This window comes from Micromonospora sp. NPDC048909 (genome assembly GCF_040649635.1).
Taxonomy (GTDB): Bacteria; Actinomycetota; Actinomycetes; order Mycobacteriales; family Micromonosporaceae; genus Micromonospora.
In genome coordinates this window covers 717096-732374 of the sequence record NZ_JBEZFU010000001.1, presented here as the reverse complement: position 1 = coordinate 732374, position 15279 = coordinate 717096, and the positions used below count along the sequence as shown (strand labels likewise).

The 15279-nt window shown below is 72.8% G+C and carries 13 protein-coding genes; 3 read left to right on the top strand and 10 right to left on the bottom strand.

What is annotated here, in order from left to right; all coding sequences use genetic code 11:
* Positions 1-5: 5 nt before the first annotated feature.
* On the top strand, positions 6-893 hold the full coding sequence (locus tag AB0C04_RS03520; RefSeq protein WP_357049096.1) for an aminoglycoside phosphotransferase family protein: 888 nt from the start codon (positions 6-8) through the stop codon (positions 891-893).
* Between the two features lie 63 nt (positions 894-956).
* On the opposite strand, the gene AB0C04_RS03515 is transcribed toward AB0C04_RS03520, so the two are convergent.
* Positions 957-1139, bottom strand: a complete 183-nt coding sequence (locus tag AB0C04_RS03515; RefSeq protein WP_357047615.1) for an antitoxin — start codon at positions 1137-1139, stop codon at positions 957-959.
* A gap of 282 nt (positions 1140-1421) precedes the next feature.
* On the opposite strand from AB0C04_RS03515, the gene AB0C04_RS03510 reads away from it, so the two are divergent.
* Positions 1422-2576: an AI-2E family transporter gene (locus AB0C04_RS03510; RefSeq protein WP_357047612.1), complete on the top strand. Its 1155-nt coding sequence runs from the start codon at positions 1422-1424 to the stop codon at positions 2574-2576.
* A gap of 65 nt (positions 2577-2641) precedes the next feature.
* On the opposite strand, the gene AB0C04_RS03505 is transcribed toward AB0C04_RS03510, so the two are convergent.
* A complete protein-coding gene (locus tag AB0C04_RS03505) occupies positions 2642-3298 on the bottom strand; it encodes a dienelactone hydrolase family protein (RefSeq protein WP_357047609.1) in 657 nt (218 codons plus the stop codon).
* Between the two features lie 299 nt (positions 3299-3597).
* Here AB0C04_RS03505 and AB0C04_RS03500 point away from each other — a divergent pair, with 299 nt between their 5' ends.
* Entirely contained in the window at positions 3598-3798 is a 201-nt protein-coding gene (locus AB0C04_RS03500) for a hypothetical protein (protein ID WP_357047606.1), read from the top strand.
* 96 nt (positions 3799-3894) lie between these two features.
* Here the strand turns inward: AB0C04_RS03500 and AB0C04_RS03495 are convergent, their stop codons facing one another.
* The 8 genes from AB0C04_RS03495 to AB0C04_RS03460 all read right to left on the bottom strand — a co-directional run bounded on the left by AB0C04_RS03495 (position 3895) and on the right by AB0C04_RS03460 (position 15278).
* Entirely contained in the window at positions 3895-6267 is a 2373-nt protein-coding gene (locus AB0C04_RS03495; RefSeq protein WP_357047603.1) for a glycoside hydrolase family 65 protein, read from the bottom strand.
* On the bottom strand, positions 6264-7016 hold the full coding sequence (locus AB0C04_RS03490) for a beta-phosphoglucomutase family hydrolase (RefSeq protein WP_357047600.1): 753 nt from the start codon (positions 7014-7016) through the stop codon (positions 6264-6266). The genes AB0C04_RS03495 and AB0C04_RS03490 overlap by 4 nt, the downstream gene beginning before the upstream one ends.
* 55 nt (positions 7017-7071) lie before the next feature.
* Positions 7072-7536, bottom strand: coding sequence for a DUF4442 domain-containing protein (locus AB0C04_RS03485; RefSeq protein WP_357047597.1), 465 nt, complete (start codon positions 7534-7536; stop codon positions 7072-7074).
* Between the two features lie 193 nt (positions 7537-7729).
* Positions 7730-8716: a hypothetical protein gene (locus AB0C04_RS03480; protein WP_357047594.1), complete on the bottom strand. Its 987-nt coding sequence runs from the start codon at positions 8714-8716 to the stop codon at positions 7730-7732.
* Between the two features lie 66 nt (positions 8717-8782).
* The gene (locus tag AB0C04_RS03475) at positions 8783-10087 is read right to left on the bottom strand and encodes an ABC transporter ATP-binding protein (RefSeq protein ID WP_357047591.1); all 1305 of its coding nucleotides are present in this window, start codon (positions 10085-10087) and stop codon (positions 8783-8785) included.
* A 149-nt stretch (positions 10088-10236) separates the two neighbouring features.
* Positions 10237-12447: a bifunctional glycosyltransferase family 2 protein/CDP-glycerol:glycerophosphate glycerophosphotransferase gene (locus AB0C04_RS03470; protein WP_357047588.1), complete on the bottom strand. Its 2211-nt coding sequence runs from the start codon at positions 12445-12447 to the stop codon at positions 10237-10239.
* Between the two features lie 15 nt (positions 12448-12462).
* Complete coding sequence (locus AB0C04_RS03465; protein ID WP_357047585.1) at positions 12463-14535, bottom strand: DUF5941 domain-containing protein; 2073 nt, start codon at positions 14533-14535, stop codon at positions 12463-12465.
* Positions 14532-15278: an ABC transporter ATP-binding protein gene (locus AB0C04_RS03460; protein WP_357047582.1), complete on the bottom strand. Its 747-nt coding sequence runs from the start codon at positions 15276-15278 to the stop codon at positions 14532-14534. The genes AB0C04_RS03465 and AB0C04_RS03460 overlap by 4 nt, the downstream gene beginning before the upstream one ends.
* Position 15279 lies beyond the last annotated feature (1 nt).

Below are 15279 nucleotides of genomic sequence, written 5' to 3'. Positions count from 1 at the left end.
TGAGAATGCACGCCGACCAGGTCGACGTCCCCGTCGACGTCGTCGCTGCGCTGGTCGCCGCCCAGTTTCCGCACTGGGCCGACCACCCCGTACGCCCGATCGTCTCGCACGGCACGGTCCACGCGCTCTTCCGGCTCGGCGACGAGGTCGTCCTGCGCTTTCCGTTGCAGCCCGGCCCCGACCTGTGGGACGAGTTGGTCGACGAGCAGGCCAGCGCGCACCGGTTCGCCGGCCGGGTGCCCCTGCCGGTCCCCGAACCGCTGGCTCTGGGTGAGCCCGGGCCGGGCTACCCGGGCCGCTGGGCGGCGTACCGCTGGATCCCCGGTGAGACCGCGAGCCGCTCGACCATCGGTGACCCGGTCGCGTTCGCGCGCGACCTCGCCGGATTCGTCGCGGCCCTGCGCGCGGTGGACACCGACGGCGCGACGTGGAACGGCCGAGGCCGGGGCGGGCCGCTGCACACCCAGGACCGGTACGTCCGCGAGTACCTTGCCGCAAGTGCCCAGCTCGTGGACACCGTCCGACTCGCCGGGATCTGGACCGCCTGTCTGGAAGCGCCGGCCCACGACGGGCCGGACGTGTGGCTGCACGGCGACCTCATGCCGGGCAACCTGCTGGTACGCGACGGCCGGCTGGCCGCGGTGATCGACCTCGGCGCGGTCCGCGTCGGCGACCCCGCCCTGGACCTCATGCCGGCGTGGAATCTGCTGCCGCCCCTCGGCCGGGAGGCCTACCGGCGTGCCCTCGCCGTCGACGACGCGGCCTGGGCACGCGGGCGCGGCTGGGCCCTGGCCCAGGCCATCGGGGCACTGCCGTACTACGTCGAGACCAACCCGGTGATGGCCGGCGTCGCGCGACACACCCTCGACGCCCTGCTCGACTCGGCGCGGTAGGCCGCCCCGTCTGAAGCGGACGGTCCCGGGCCGCCGACGGCGACCCGGGACGGGGTCCACCGGTCAGCGCACCTGGTCGCCCTCACCGGTACGCGCCTGCGCCTGGTCGACACCCTTGTCGATCTGCTCGTCGTACTTGCCGCCGGTACGCTTGTCGGCCACGTCGCCGGCCTTCTCGATCCCCTGGTCGACCTGCTTGTCGTGCTTGTCCGCCATGTCCTTGGCCTTGTCCATGAAGTCGCCCACGACGTCCTCCTCGGTTCCGGGTCGGATCTGCTGGCTTCCCTCGGCCGAGCGCCGCAAACACCAGCCATCCCGTCGAAAAGGGACGGCGGCATCGCGGCGGTACGCAGGAACACAGTGCGGTGCATCGACACCCAGACCGGGCCAGCCGGAGCGTCCACAGTCGATGTCCACCCGGCCCTCGCAGCGGTCCGCGCGCCGCCAGGGGACAGCACAGATCGCCCGGGCGGGTGTCGGGATGACGCCGGCCGGGTACCTGCCCGCCAGCGATCGAGGAGGGCCGAGGTGGACGAGGACGATGCCGGGCGGACGCCCGGCGGGACGGTGATCGGCCGAGCCGGCAGCGCCCCACGACAGGCCTGGGCCGGACTGCCCTGGCTGGTCCGCTCGGCGGTGGTGTGGAGCGCCTGTCTGGTCGTCATCGTGGCCGGGCTGTACCTGCTCGGCCGGATCGCCATGCTGCTGGCACCGCTGGCGATCGCGCTGGCCGCCACCATCTTCCTGGCCGCGCTGCTCGATCCGGTGCTGCTCCTGCTCCGCCGGCTCCGGCTGCCCGCGTCGCTGGCCGCGCTGCTGAGCATCCTGCTGCTGGTCGGTCTCCTCGTCGGCGTGGGCGTGCTGGTCTGGGACCTGACCGCCAGCCAGTTCACCGAGCTGCGGCAGGAGCTGTCGCAGGGGCTGAGCCGCACCCGCGACTTCGTCACCTCGACTCTGCCGATCACCGACCAGCAGTTGGACTGGATGATCGAGCAGGCCCGGCAGGGCTTCGGGCAGGGCTCGCTCGACCCGGTGGCCGGTGCCCGGACCGCCGCCGAGGTGGCCGGCTCCGCGCTGCTCGCCCTGGTGCTGCTCTTCTTCCTGCTCAAGGACGGCCGGACGATGTGGAACTGGGTGCTCACCCGGACGACCGGCCCCAACCGCCAGGTGACGGCCGAGGCGGGGCGGATGGGCTGGCGCACGCTCGGCGCGTACAGCCGGGGCACGATGATGATCGCGGCGATCGACGCGATCGGCATCGGGCTGGCGCTGGTGCTGCTCGGCGTGCCGCTGGCGCTGCCGCTCGCGCTGATCACCTTCATCGGCGGGTTCATACCGATCATCGGCGCCACCGTTGCCGGCGCGGTGGCGGTGCTGGTGGCGCTGGCCGCCAACGGGCCGACCACGGCGCTGCTCACCCTGGCCGCGGTCATCGCCGTGCAGCAGATCGAGGGCAACCTGCTGGAACCGCTCATCATGAAGCGGCAGGTCCGGCTGCACCCGGCGGTGATCCTGGTGGCGGTCACCGCCGGCACGTTGATCGCCGGCATCGCCGGCGCCTTCGTCTCGGTGCCGATCACGGCCGTCGTCTGGCGCGTCATCGACACCGTCCAACAACACCGCCGCGCGGCCCCACCCCCGACCCCGACCCCGCCTTCCGCCCCGGCCGGCCAGCCGGTTTGATCATGGGTCTGGCCGGGCGGATCAGCGGTCGAGCTGGGCGATGACCCGCGACGAAAGCGGGCGGGTCAGGACGCGCGCAGGTGGGTGGCGAACCAGGCGGTGGCGGCGTCGGCAACCTGGTCGAGCGTGCCCGGCTCCTCGAAGAGGTGGGTCGCGCCGGGCACCACGTGCAGCTCAACGAGACCGGGCAGCGCCTCGCGGGCCTGCTCGTTCAAGGTGATCACCTGCTCGTCCAGGCCACCCACCAGCAGCAGCGTCGGCGCGCGTACCGCGGCGAGCGCGGTACCGGCCAGATCGGGCCGGCCGCCTCGGGAGACCACCGCGCGTACCTGATCGGGTCGGGCCGCCGCACCGACCAGCGCCGCGGCGGCACCGGTGCTGGCACCGAAGAGACCGATCGGAAGCCCGCGCGTCGCCGGCTCGGCGGCCAGCCAGTCGACGATCGCCGCGAGCCGGCCGGCGAGCAGCCCGATGTCGAAGCGGAGCTCGGCGGTGCGGGCGTCCACCTCGTCCTCCTCCGGCGTCAGCAGGTCGACCAGCACGGTGCCGAGCGCCTGCCGGTTGAACACCTGGGCCACCGCCACGTTCCGCGGGCTGTGCCGGGAACTGCCACTGCCGTGCGCGAAGAGCACCACCCCGACCGGGTCGGCGGGGAGCACCAGATCCGCCGGGAGCCCCGCGTCCCCGACCGGGATCGTCACCGCACTGCTCCGCACGTCCATGCCCGACCTCCAGCCCGCCGGCCGGGTCGCCGGCTGCGCTGCGCATACCCCGGCCGACCCGCCGCACGCGTGGCGCCGGTCAACCCATCCCAGCCACCGCCGTCACAGCGGCCCCGAAGCCACACCGCACCACACCGTCCCCGCCAGCCCCGCCGACCGCGGCCCGGACCAACGGGCCACCGGGCCACCGGGCCACCGGGCCACCGGGCGGAGTTTGTCGACGGGCGGGTCGGGTAGCCGACGGGCGACCGCAGACCGTGTCGGCGCAGCGTGCGCCCCGACGGATCGCGAGGATCACGATGGCCCAGCAGCGGCAGACATCCCGGCAGCAACAGGCGTCCCGGCACGAGCAGAGGTCCGAGGAGGAGGGCCGGCTGCAGGCAGCCGAGCGCAACAAGGACTGGGCGGACAACGCGGCACACGCGCGTACCGCCGACGATCCGCGGGCGATGGCACCCCGCGACGCGGCGGGCCGCCCGTCCACCGGAGACCCCATCTGAGCTGAGGTGCGATGTGTGCGGCGGCCGGGGCGGGAGCAACCCGCCCCGGCCGCGTACGTCATCGGACCCGCCGCCGCCCGGCGGACCGCGCGCCGGTCACGGCTCGGTCTCCGGCAGCCGGAGCAGCGGACCCCGGCCGGGCGGCTGCTCCGGGGGCGGGCCGGCCGGATGGGCCGGCGGCACCGGCACGGTCACCGGTTGGCCCGGGGTGATCCGGATCGTCTCGTCGTGATGCCGCAGCTCCACGACGTCGTCCGGCTCGCCGTGGCGAAGCTCGTAGGTGGTCTGGTGCGGCCGGACATCCACCCGCAGCCGTAGCCCGCGCCACTGCAACGAGAACTCCAGCCGGCTGAGCTTGCTGGAGAGCCGGGGCGCGAAGGACAGCTCACCGTCGTGGTCCCGCAGGCCACCCATGCCGGCCACCAGGGCGATCCAGGCGCCGGCCAGCGAGGCCATGTGTACGCCGTCGCGGGTGTTCTCGTTCAGGTCGTGCAGGTCCATCAGCGCGGCCTCGCGCAGGTAGCTGTGCGCCAGCTCCGGGTGGCCCACCTCGGCGGCGAGCACCGACTGGGTGCAGGCGGAGAGCGACGAGTCCCGCACCGTCCGGCGCTCGTAGTAGAGGAAGTTGCGCACCTTCTGCTCCGGGGTGAACGCGTCACCCCGCCAGTGCATGGCGAGCACCAGGTCCGCCTGCTTGATCACCTGCTTGCGGTACAGGTCGAAGTACGGGTAGTGCAGCAACAGCGGATACTTCTCCGCCGGCGTGTACGCGAAGTCCCACTCCTGGAGCCGGGTGAACCCCTCCACCTGCTGATGGACGTCGACCTCCTCGTCGTACGGCAGGTGCATGGACGCCGCCGCGTCCCGCCAGCTCGCCGCTTCCTCGTCGGTGACACCGAGGTGCGTCGCCTGGTCCCGGTAGCGCCCCACCAGGTCCGCCGCGGTGATGAGGTTCCGCTGCGCCATCAGGTTGGTGTAGATGTTGTCGTTCTTCACCGCGGTGTACTCGTCCGGCCCGGTCACCCCGTCGATGTGGAACACCCCGTGCCGGTCGTGGTGGCCGAGGGAGCGCCACAGCCGGGCGGTCTCCACCAGCAGCTCCAGCCCGATCTCCTGCTCCAGCTGGGTGTCGTTGGTGACCAGGACGTAGCGGCGCAGCGCGTCGGCGACGTCGGCCGCGATGTGGAACGCGGCGGTCCCCGCCGGCCAGTAGCCGGACGACTCCGGCCCCTCGATCGTCCGCCAGGGAAAGGCTGCGCCCTTCAGGTTCAGTGTCTCGGCACGCTCCCGGGCCTGGTTGAGCGTGGCGTGCCGCCAGTACAGCGCGTTGCGGACCGCGCTGGGTTGGGTGTACGTGAGCACCGGCAGGACGAACATCTCGGTGTCCCAGAACGCGTGCCCGTCGTATCCCGGGCCGGTCAGCCCCTTCGCGGCGATCGGCCGGCGCTCGGCCCGCGCACCGGCCTGAAGCACGTGGTAGAGCCCGAAGCGGACCGCCTGCTGGATCTCCGGGTCGCCCTCGACCCGCACGTCCGCCGCGTCCCAGAACTCGTCGAGGTACTCCCGCTGCTCGCGGCAGAGACCCTCCCAGCCGTCCAGGCGGGCGGCGGCCAGCGCCGCGCCGACCTGGTCGCGCAGGGCCGGCAGAGAACGGCGGCTGGACCAGCCGTAGGCCAGGTACTTGACCACCCGCAGTTTCTCGCCCGGCTTGAGCACGCAGCCGATCGTGGTGCGGACCCAGTCCTCGTACCCCTCGGACTCGATGGTGGTGCGGTCTGGACCGTACACCTCGTGGTCCATGGCGGCGGCGACCCGCAGCCCGGAGACCTTGGTCCGGTGCACGAGCAGACCGCCGTCCTCGGTGGTGAGCTCCTCCTCGGCCAGCAGCGGCGACTCGAGCACCGCGGCCACCCTCGGGTCACGGCTCTGCGCCGGCAGCGACTCGTTGGCCACCAGCTCGGACTGGACGATCAGCCGCAGCGGGCCCTCGACCGCCTCCACCTCGTAGCTGATCGCAGCCACCGCACGCTGGGCGAACGAGACCATGCGGGTGCTGCGGACCTTGACCTCGCGGCCGGCGGGCGAGCGCCAGTGCAGCTCCCGGTGCAGGGTGCCGGCGCGCAGGTCGAGGGTCCGCTCGTGGGCCAGCAGTTCGCCGTAGCGGACGTCCAGCGGCTCGTCGTCGACCAGCAGCCGGATCAGCTTGCCGTTGGTGACGTTGACGATGGTCTGGCCGGACTCCGGGAAGCCGTAGCCGGCCTCGGCGTAGGGCAGCGGGCGCAGCTCGTAGAAGGAGTTCAGGTACGTCCCGGGCAGACCGTGCGGCTCGCCCTCGTCCAGGTTGCCGCGCAGCCCGATGTGCCCGTTGGAGAGGGCGAAGACCGACTCGGACTGGGCCAGCACGTCCATGTCGAGCCGGATCTCCCGGACATGCCACGGGTCGACCGGATAGGCGCGTTCCCTGATCACGCGGTGTGCCTTTCGTCCAGCAGGTCGGCGAGATCGGTGACGACCACGTCGGCGCCGTGCGCGCGCAGTTCGTCGGCCTGGCCGACCCGGTCGACCCCGACCACGTAGCCGAAGCCGCCCGCCCGCCCGGCGGCCACGCCGGAGAGCGCGTCCTCGAAGACCACGGCCTGGGCCGGTTCGACGCCGAGCAGCTTCGCGCCGGCCAGGAAGGTGTCCGGGTGGGGCTTGCCGCGCAGGCCCTCGGCGTGGGCGACGAGCCCGTCCACCCGGGCTTCGAGCAGCGGCTCCAGGCCGGCGGCGGCCACCACCTCCCGGCCGTTGGCGCTGGCCGTGACGACGGCCCGGCGCAGCCCCGCCGCGGCGGCCGCCTTCAGGTATGCCACCGAGCCCGGGTAGACGTCGACGCCGTGAGTGCGCAGGTGCTCCAGCAGCAGGAGATTCTTGCGGTTGCCGACCCCGTTCACCGTGTCGGCGTCCGGTGGGTCGTCGGGCGCGCCCTCGGGGAGCACGATCCCGCGAGAGGCGAGGAAGGTTCGCACCCCGTCCGCCCGGGGCCGGCCGTCGACGTACCGGTTGTAGTCCGGGCCGGGGTCGAACGGCTGGTAGGGCACACCGGTCGCCGCGGCGTGCTGGCGCAGGAACGCGTCGAACGTCTCGGTCCAGGCGGCGTTGTGCACCCGGGCGGTCTGCGTCAGCACACCGTCCAGGTCGAAGAGACAGGCGGTCACGTGAGCAGGTAGGCCCAGCACGGTACGAATCTAACCACCCGATCGGCCCGGCAAACCCGTTTCCGCCTGCCTCGGGCTATTGCGGGCGCAGGGTCCAGATGACTGTCATCGCCGAGGTGGGCGTGCCGTCCTCGGTGCTGATCTCGACCTCGACCGGGAACTCCGGCCGCCGGCCGGACTCCAGTTCCGCGATCACCTCGGACGCCGAGCGACCCAGCCGGGCGGTGGCGCGCACCGGCCCGATGGCCAGCTTGCGGTACGCGATCTCGGCTCGGACGGCCAGCGGCACCGCGCGGTCGAGGAGCTGACCGAACGCGGCCAGCACCACCGCGCCGGAGGCGGTCTCGCCGAGCGTGAACATGGCGCCGGCGTGCGGGCCGCCGACATGATTGTGGGTGTCCGGCGAGTCGGGCAGCCGGACGACCGCCCGGACCCCACCGTCAGCTTCCGGGGCGACCTCGACGAACTCGAAGCCGAGTGTGCGGGCGAACGGCACGGCCTCGAGCATCCCGGCCGCCACCTGGCGTGAGTCGATGGACATGCCCCGACGCTACTCGCCAGTAATTTCCCAGAGCAAGGCCTCGCTGCACCCCCACCCACCCCGCCCCGCCCTCCACCCCGCCCACCCCGTCGATCATGCAGTTGTGGTGCCTGGCAAAAGTCGCGAAAGGCTTCATTCCGCCCATCACAACTGCATGATCGACAAGCCGCGGCAGCGCCGCGCCCGGGGCGGGTCAGAGGTTGGCGATGGTGCGCAGGATCTCCGCGTAGAAGTTGCCGTCGATGCTGCGGAAGAGGGCGAAATCCTGCTCCGGGTCGCCGAAGAACGGGCGCAGGGTCCAGGCCAGCTGGGTGCCGACGAAGCCGAAGAGCAGGATCCAGATGTAGAGCAGGGTCATGCTCGCCGGCCGCTGGCTCGGCTCGGCGCGGCGGACCGGCGGGGTGGCCCAGGGCCGCTGCGTCGACGGGTAGCCCGGCGGCACCATCCCGGGCGGGAACACGGGGGCGACCGCCGGCTGCGGACCGACCGCCTGCGCGGGGATCGCCGGGGCGGTGGGAGCGGGCGCGGACCCGTCCGACCCGCTCGCGGCCGAGGCCGCACCGTTCGCCGCCACGCCGGCCGGCACGGCGACCGGCTCGACGGCGGCCGGCGCCGACGGTACGGCCACGGGGGCAGCGGCCGGTACGGCCACGGGGGCGGCGGCGGGCTCGGCCGGGGCGAGCAGGCCGTGCTGGTTGAGCACCTGCATACCGCCGGTCAGGAAACGCAGCCCGACGAACGCCGAGAGGGTCAGGATCGCGACGTTGAGCAGCTTGAAGAAGCCGTAGTCGGGGGCGGTGATCAGGAAGAAGAGGCTGATCGGGGCGAACGCCACGGCCAGCATCGCGGTGACCGTGATCGCCACCATCACCAGCGCCAGCGACTGGCGTACCGAGAGGCGGGCTCCGAAGACCAGGTTGAACAGGTAGAGCGTGGGCAGACAGATGGCCAACGTGACCAGGAAGAGCAGCGGCAGCTTCACCGCCGAGGTCAACGCCATCAGGGCGCTGTGGAACGCGCCGAGCACAGCGCCGTAGCAGGCCAGCGCGATCGCGGAGCTGGCCAACATCCGGCCGGTCAGCGCGTTCAGGTCGCGCTCGGCCACGATCTGCTGCCAGATTCCCTCGCGGTCGCGCAGGATGCGCTCGATGACGAGCGGATTCGGACGGTCACCCGACACGGGCGCACCCCTCTCGGTTGTTGCTATGTGGACTCCGGTCGCCGAACGGTAGGGCACCGGTTCGATTCAGCGCCACCCCACGTCGATGCGATCGCCCCGCTCGTCGAAGAAGTGCAGGGCGTCCATGCGTACCCGGACGGAGAGCGGGTGCCCGGTGGATACCGCCGGATACGGAGCGAGGCGTACCGCCAACTCGGCCGGGCGCCGGTGGTGCCGTCCCGGGTCGGGCAGCACGCTCGTCCGGGTGCCGCGCGCGGCCGGCTCCGTGGCGGCGTCCGTCGGCTTGCCGGCGAAGCGCTGCATCACCTGGCCGAACCGGCGCAGCCCGCGCTGGCCGGCGTCCAGGGTGTTGCCGCCCCGGCTGCCCATCTCGTCGACCACGATCGCGGTCGCGCCGATGTCGAGGAAGGCCAGCGACTCGTGACCGTGGTGCTCCAGGTAGCGGATCCGGCCGTGCAGCACGTCGCCCGGGCTGTCCGGCGTGACCGGGGTGAGGGCCTCGGCCCGCATCCCGACCACGATCCGCTCGCCGTGGTAGTGCGCGACCGCGCGGCTGCGGATGTCGTCCCACGGCAGGTAGAGCGCCTGCTCGCCGAGGGTGAGCGTGACGTACCGGTCGAGGTGGACGTAGACCGACGCCTCCAGCAGGTTCATTCGCGGGCTGCCGAGGAACGCGGCCACGTAGAGGGTGGCCGGGCGGCCGTACACCTGGGTGGGGGTGCCGACGTCCTGGAGGACGCCGCGGCGCATGATCGCCACCCGGTCGGCCATGGTGAGCGCTTCGGCCTGGTCGTGCGTGACGTAGATGGTGGTGACCCCCAGCTCACGGGTCAGGCCGGAGATCTCCGCGCGCAGCTCGGCGCGCAGCCCGCTGTCGAGGTTGGACAGCGGCTCGTCCATCAGGAAGAGCCCGGGACGGCGGACGATCGCCCGGCCCATCGCCACCCGCTGGCGCTGCCCGCCGGAGAGCTGGCCCGGCCGGCGCCCGAGCACATCGCCGATGCCGAGCGCGCTGGCCACGTCGCTGACCCGCTCGCCGCGCGGCTCCGGCTCCATCCCGGCCAGCCGCAGCGGAAAGGCGATGTTGTCACCGACGGTCATGTGCGGGTAGAGCGCGAAGTCCTGGAAGACCATGGCGATCTTCCGGTCCCGTGGCGACAGGTCGTTGGCCAGTTCGCCGTCGAGCAGGATGGCCCCGCTGCTCGGGTCCTCCAGGCCGGCGATCATCCGCAGCACGGTCGACTTTCCGCAGCCGGACGGGCCGAGCAGCACCATGAACTCACCGTCGGTGACGTCGAGGTTGATGCTGTCGACCGCGACTGTGCCGTCCTTGAAGACCTTGGTGACATCCTTGAGCGCGACGGTTGACACCGTCACCTCCCCCAGCTCGTCCGACGAACCCCCCGAATGACTGTGACCAAGATCATGCCGCCCGCACATCGGGTAAACGTGCCATGTTCAGCCAGTGACGGTCCTGTTACGACCTCATCGAACGCCGACTATCCCCTCGCGGGCGGACGTCAGCAGGAACGGCGCGCCTCCACCGGCTCGCCGAGGAAGACCGTGCGGACCACCCGCTCCGCCGCCCGCCCGTCGTCCAGCGCACAGAACCGGGCCCGGAACTGCTGTCGCGCCTTGGCCGCGGACTCCGAGCGGACCTCGCCGCTCCGGAACAGATCGATCAGGTCGGCGAAGGTCAGCGCCACCGCGCCCGGCGGTTCCTCGGTCACGTCGAAGTAGACCCCCCGGGCCAGCCGGTACGCCTCCCAGTCCGGCGCGTAGATGACGATCGGCCGGTCCAGGACCGCGTAGTCGAACATCGCCGACGAGTAGTCGGTGACCAGCACGTCGGCGACCAGGTACAGGTCCTCCACCCGCTGGTGGGAGCTGACGTCGTGGATCCGCTCCCGCTCGGCCGGCCGACGCGGGCGGCGATCCCGGTCGTGGAAGTAGTGGCTGCGCATCAGCAGCCGGCCGGACGGCCCGAGCGCCTCCAGGAACCGGTCCGGGTCGAACGGCGGCCGGTAGTGCGGCAGATGCTCGCGGTGCGTCGGCGCGTACAGCACCACCTGCTCGGCCAGGCCGATCCCCAGCTCCGCGCGCAGCTGCAACACGTCCTCGGTGGTCGCGGTGACCAGGCGGTCGTTGCGCGGGTAGCCGACCTCCAGCGTGGTGTACGTGGCCGGGTACGCCCGGTCCCACATCTGGGTGGAGAAGCTGTTCGAGGTGATGCTGTAGTCCCAGCGGTCCACCCGGCGCAGCAGGCCGGCGAAGTCCATCCGGCCGGCGCCGATCGGGTACCGCTGCTGGTCGAGCCCCATCACCTTGACCGGCGTGCCGTGGTGGGTCTGCACGTGCACCGAACCGGGCCGCTTACGGACGAAGTCCGGGAAGTTGACGTTGTTGACCAGCCAGCGGGCCCGGGCGAGCATCCGGTAGTAGGCCGGGGTCCCGGCCACCACGTACTCCACCCCGGGCGGGAGGGTGTCGACCCGGTCCCGGCGGACGATCCACACGCCGCGGATCTCCGGTGCCAGCCGGCGGGCCGTCTCGTGGATCGCCGCCGGATTGCAGGCGTACCCCCGGTACCAGTACGCGGCGTAGACGGCGAGCGACGGGTCGACCGGGCGGCGCAGCTCCGCCCGGTAGTACTCGCGGAACAGCACGTCGCGGGCTCGGCGGGCGTTGCGGCGGGCCACCGGCGTCACCCGCCGCCTGGCGGTCCGCGCCGAACGCCGGGCGGCGTCGCGGGCCCGGTTGGCGGCGCGCAGCGCGCTGAACGTCCGCCACCGGCCGGCCGCGACCAGCCGGTGCTTGAGCCCCTCCACCCCGTCCGGCGCCGGGTAGCCGGCAGCTGGCAGCCAGCGGGCGTAGTCGGCGGTGATCTGGGCGAAGAAGGCCGGACGCAGCTCCGGGGCGATCCGCTGCCCGTTGCCGAGCACGGTCAGGTAGTGCCAGATCATCCGCTCGAAGACCGCCGGGCGCAGCTCGTCGACGGCCGGCCCCCAGCGCTCCATCAGCTGGAACACCCGGTGCCACTGCGGAAACACCTCGAAGTGCCGGTCACCCCGGGTCCGGGTGATCGCTCCGGCCCGGCGCTGCCGGTAGTTGACACAGACCCGGTCCAGCACGCCGATCCGGTCCGCGGCCATCAGCACGGGGTAGCTGAACGACACGTCCTCGTACCAGCCGGGCTCGAAGCGCAGCCCGAGGTCGAGCAGGAACTTCCGGCGGACCAGTCGGTTCCACGCGGTGTGCAGCAGTCGCATCGCCGCCGGCCGCTCGCGCAGCCGGAACGTCCCCTCCCCGGGCGGCTCCGGGAAGACCTCGCGCATCGCGCTGCGGGTCGCGGTGTCGTTCCAGTGCGTCCGGACGTGGTCGACGAGCAGCACGTCCGGTCGGGTGGCGTGCAGCCGGGCGGCCACCTCCGGCAGGCAGTCCGGCGCCAGCCAGTCGTCCCCGTCGACGAACCAGACGTACTCGCCGACGGCTCGGTCCAGCCCGATGTTGCGGGCCGGACCGAGCCCCGCGTTCTCGGCCAGCCGGACCGGGCGGACCCGCTGGTCGCGCGCCGCGTACTCGGCGATGATCTCGCCGCTGTCGTCCGGCGAGCAGTCGTCGACCCCGATCACCTCGATGTCGGTGAAGGGTTGGCCGAGGATCGAGTCGAGGCACTCGCGCAGGTAGCCCTGCACCCGGAAGGCCGGAACGACGAAGCTGATCAGGGTCATCCGGCCTTCCCTCCGTCAGCCCGGCGCGCCGCCTCCCGTCCGCACCGGCACCGCCGACGCCCGCGCCGCGCGGGCCGGCAGGACGACCCAGGCCAGGACGACGCTCGCCACAAAAACCACGAGAAGGTACGTACCGAGTGTAGCCATCCCGATACCCGCGAACCCGACGATTGCCGCCAGGGCCAGCAGTGCCGAGCGCCCCTCCCAGCCCAGCGTGGCGTCGTGCAACGGCGGTGCCGCCTGCCGCTTCTCCAGCCGGGCGGTGAGGTCGTAGTGGTGCACGGTCAGCACGAAGACGTAGCCGAAGATCAGCCACGGCGGGACGTCCCCGACCACCCCGACGGTGATCGCGAAGAGGTACTCGCCGGCCCGCAGCGCCGCCGGTACCAGCCAGTCCAGCGGGCCGTTGTGCGCCGCCCGGGCACCCAGGCCGCCGACGAGCAGCACCAGCAGGGCCACCGGCAGCCACCAGCGCAGCCCGGCCGCCGAGCCGTCGCCGTACGCGGCCACCAGCGCCGGGACCAGCAGGGCCGCCGGACCGAGCGCCGCGATCACGGCCAGGGTGAGCGGCCCCATCGGGCGCACCACCGGCAGCCGGACGGCCAGCGGCCCGTCGTCGCGGTGCAGCGTGGCGTCGACGGTGTCCAGCACCGGAACCCACATCCAGCGCGCCCGCAGGGTGCGCAGCGCACCGGTGTACGCGAACGCCAGCGTGCCCCAGACCAGCACCGCGACCAGGCTGACCAGCGGGTTGAACAGCGCCACGGTCAGCGCGATCAGGGCCCAGCGCTCGCCGATCGGGAAGACCACGGTCCGCTTCAGCCAGTACGACAGCGAACCGGTGTCCGCCTGCACCCGGGTGGACGCGGCGTTCAGCCGGTCACCGATGCCGCCACCGCCGGCACCGGCGGTACGCGGCCGCCGCGCCGCCTCGTCGTGCAGCACCCCGTACCAGGTGTCGGTCATGTGCCGCACGGTCTGCAGGGTCATCGCGGCGATCGCCAGCGCCCAGCCGTTGCCCAGCCCGGCGTGGGTCACCCCGAAGCCCAGGCCGGCGTAGACCAGGTATTCCTTGGCCCGGTCGGCCATGGTGTCCAGCCAGCCGCCCCAGGCGCTGAAGTTGCGGGTGTACCGGGCCAGCTGGCCGTCCACGCAGTCCAGCACGAAGCCGAGGTAGAGCAGCACCGCGCCGCCGACCAGCGCCAACCGGCCGCCGACGCCGAACAGCACCGCGGCAGCAAGCGCGAAGAGCACCGAGATGACCGTGACCCCGGTCGGGGTGAGCCGCAGCCGGGCCGCCAACCGCACCACGTACGGCGACCAGGTGCTGACGAAGTAGGTGGAGAAGAAGTCGTCCCGCTCCTTCACCGAGAGCCGCAGCTCGGCCCGGTCCTCGTCGACCGCGGTCACCGCTGCCTCGGCGGCGGTCAACCCGGCCGCGTCGGCGACCCGGTGCGCGACGAGCAGCCGTACCCGCTGGGCGAAGACCAGCGTGCCGAGCGCGGTGAGCCCGGCGAAGAGCCGGTCGACCGCGGAGCCGGGACCACCGGCGGCGACCGACGCGGGAGATCCGCCCTCGCCGGCCACCGGCAGCGGCGCCACGTCCCCGGCCGGGCCGAGCGGCGTGGCGACGGGCAGCACGCCGGCCGCCGCGGCCCGGGCGGCGGCGGCGAGATTCGGCAGGTCGTCCACGCCGACCCGCAGCGCGCCGCCGAAGACGCCGGTGGCGTCACCGTCGAGGGCGCCCACCGGGCCGGCGACGACCACCTGGCCGCGCTCCTCGCGCACCACGGTCCGGCCGGGCACCGGCGGGTCGGTGAGCACCAGGGCCACCGTCGGCCCCACCGGGCTGGTGGCCAGGTGCCGCAGTACGGCGGTGTGCGCGACCAGGTCGGCGCCGGTGACCAGCAGCGGCCCGGTGGCGGAGTCGGCGAGCCCGGCCAGCTCGTCGAGATCGGCGGCGAAGCGCACCTGGTCCGCGCCGGCGCGGCGCAACTGGGCGGCCAGCCGGTCGGCCAGCGGCTCGCCGGTCGCGGTGCTCAGGCCCGCCGCGGGCGTGCCGGCGGCGAGCACGATCGCGAGCATCACCGCGGAACCGCGGCGTGGTACGCGTCGAGCGCCTCGGCGATGGTGCCGTCGAGCGTCAGCCGGCCCGCGTCGAGGTAGAGCCCCCGACGGCAGAACCGGGTCAGGTCCTTTTCGTTGTGTGACACCAGCACCAGCGTGCGCCCCTCCCCGAGCAGACGATCAATCGTCGCGTAACACTTCTTGCGGAACTCCGCGTCGCCGACCGCGGTCACCTCGTCCATCAGCAGGATCGGGTGCGGCAGATGGGAGATGATCGCGAAGCCGAGCCGTACCTTCATCCCGGACGAGTAGTGCCGCACCGAGGTGTCGATGGCCCGCTCCACCTGCTCGCCGGCGAACGAGACGATCTCGTCGAAGTGCCGCTTCAGGTAGCCGGCCGAGAGTCCGTGCAGACCGCCCACCAGGTGCAGGTTCTCCCGCCCGCTCAGGTCGTTGGAGAACCCGGCGGAGAGCTCCAGCAGCGGAGCGACGTCGCCGCGGACCCGGATGCCTCCCTCGTCGGGGATCAACACCCCGGCGATCAGCCGCAGCAGGGTGCTCTTGCCGGTGCCGTTGCGGCCGATCACGCCGACCGTCTCGCCGGCGTTGATCTGGAACGACACGTCGCGCAGCGGCCAGAACTGGCCGGCCGGCGCTTTGCGCCCGCCGCGATGGATGAACAGCTCGCGCAGCCGCAGCTGGCGGCGCCGGTTGCGGACGAACCGGATGCCGAGCCCGTCCGCCTCGATGATCGGGTCGGCCATC

Bases quoted from the DNA above. Each gene is read 5' to 3' on its own strand.
- AB0C04_RS03505 (WP_357047609.1), bottom strand. From the start codon at position 3,298: ATGGACGTGCGGAGCAGTGCGGTGACGATCCCGGTCGGGGACGCGGGG.
- AB0C04_RS03520 (WP_357049096.1), top strand. From the start codon at position 6: ATGCACGCCGACCAGGTCGACGTCCCCGTCGACGTCGTCGCTGCGCTG.
- AB0C04_RS03485 (WP_357047597.1), bottom strand. From the start codon at position 7,536: ATGTCCATCGACTCACGCCAGGTGGCGGCCGGGATGCTCGAGGCCGTG.
- AB0C04_RS03460 (WP_357047582.1), bottom strand. From the start codon at position 15,278: ATGGCCGACCCGATCATCGAGGCGGACGGGCTCGGCATCCGGTTCGTC.
- AB0C04_RS03500 (WP_357047606.1), top strand. From the start codon at position 3,598: ATGGCCCAGCAGCGGCAGACATCCCGGCAGCAACAGGCGTCCCGGCAC.
- AB0C04_RS03470 (WP_357047588.1), bottom strand. From the start codon at position 12,447: ATGACCCTGATCAGCTTCGTCGTTCCGGCCTTCCGGGTGCAGGGCTAC.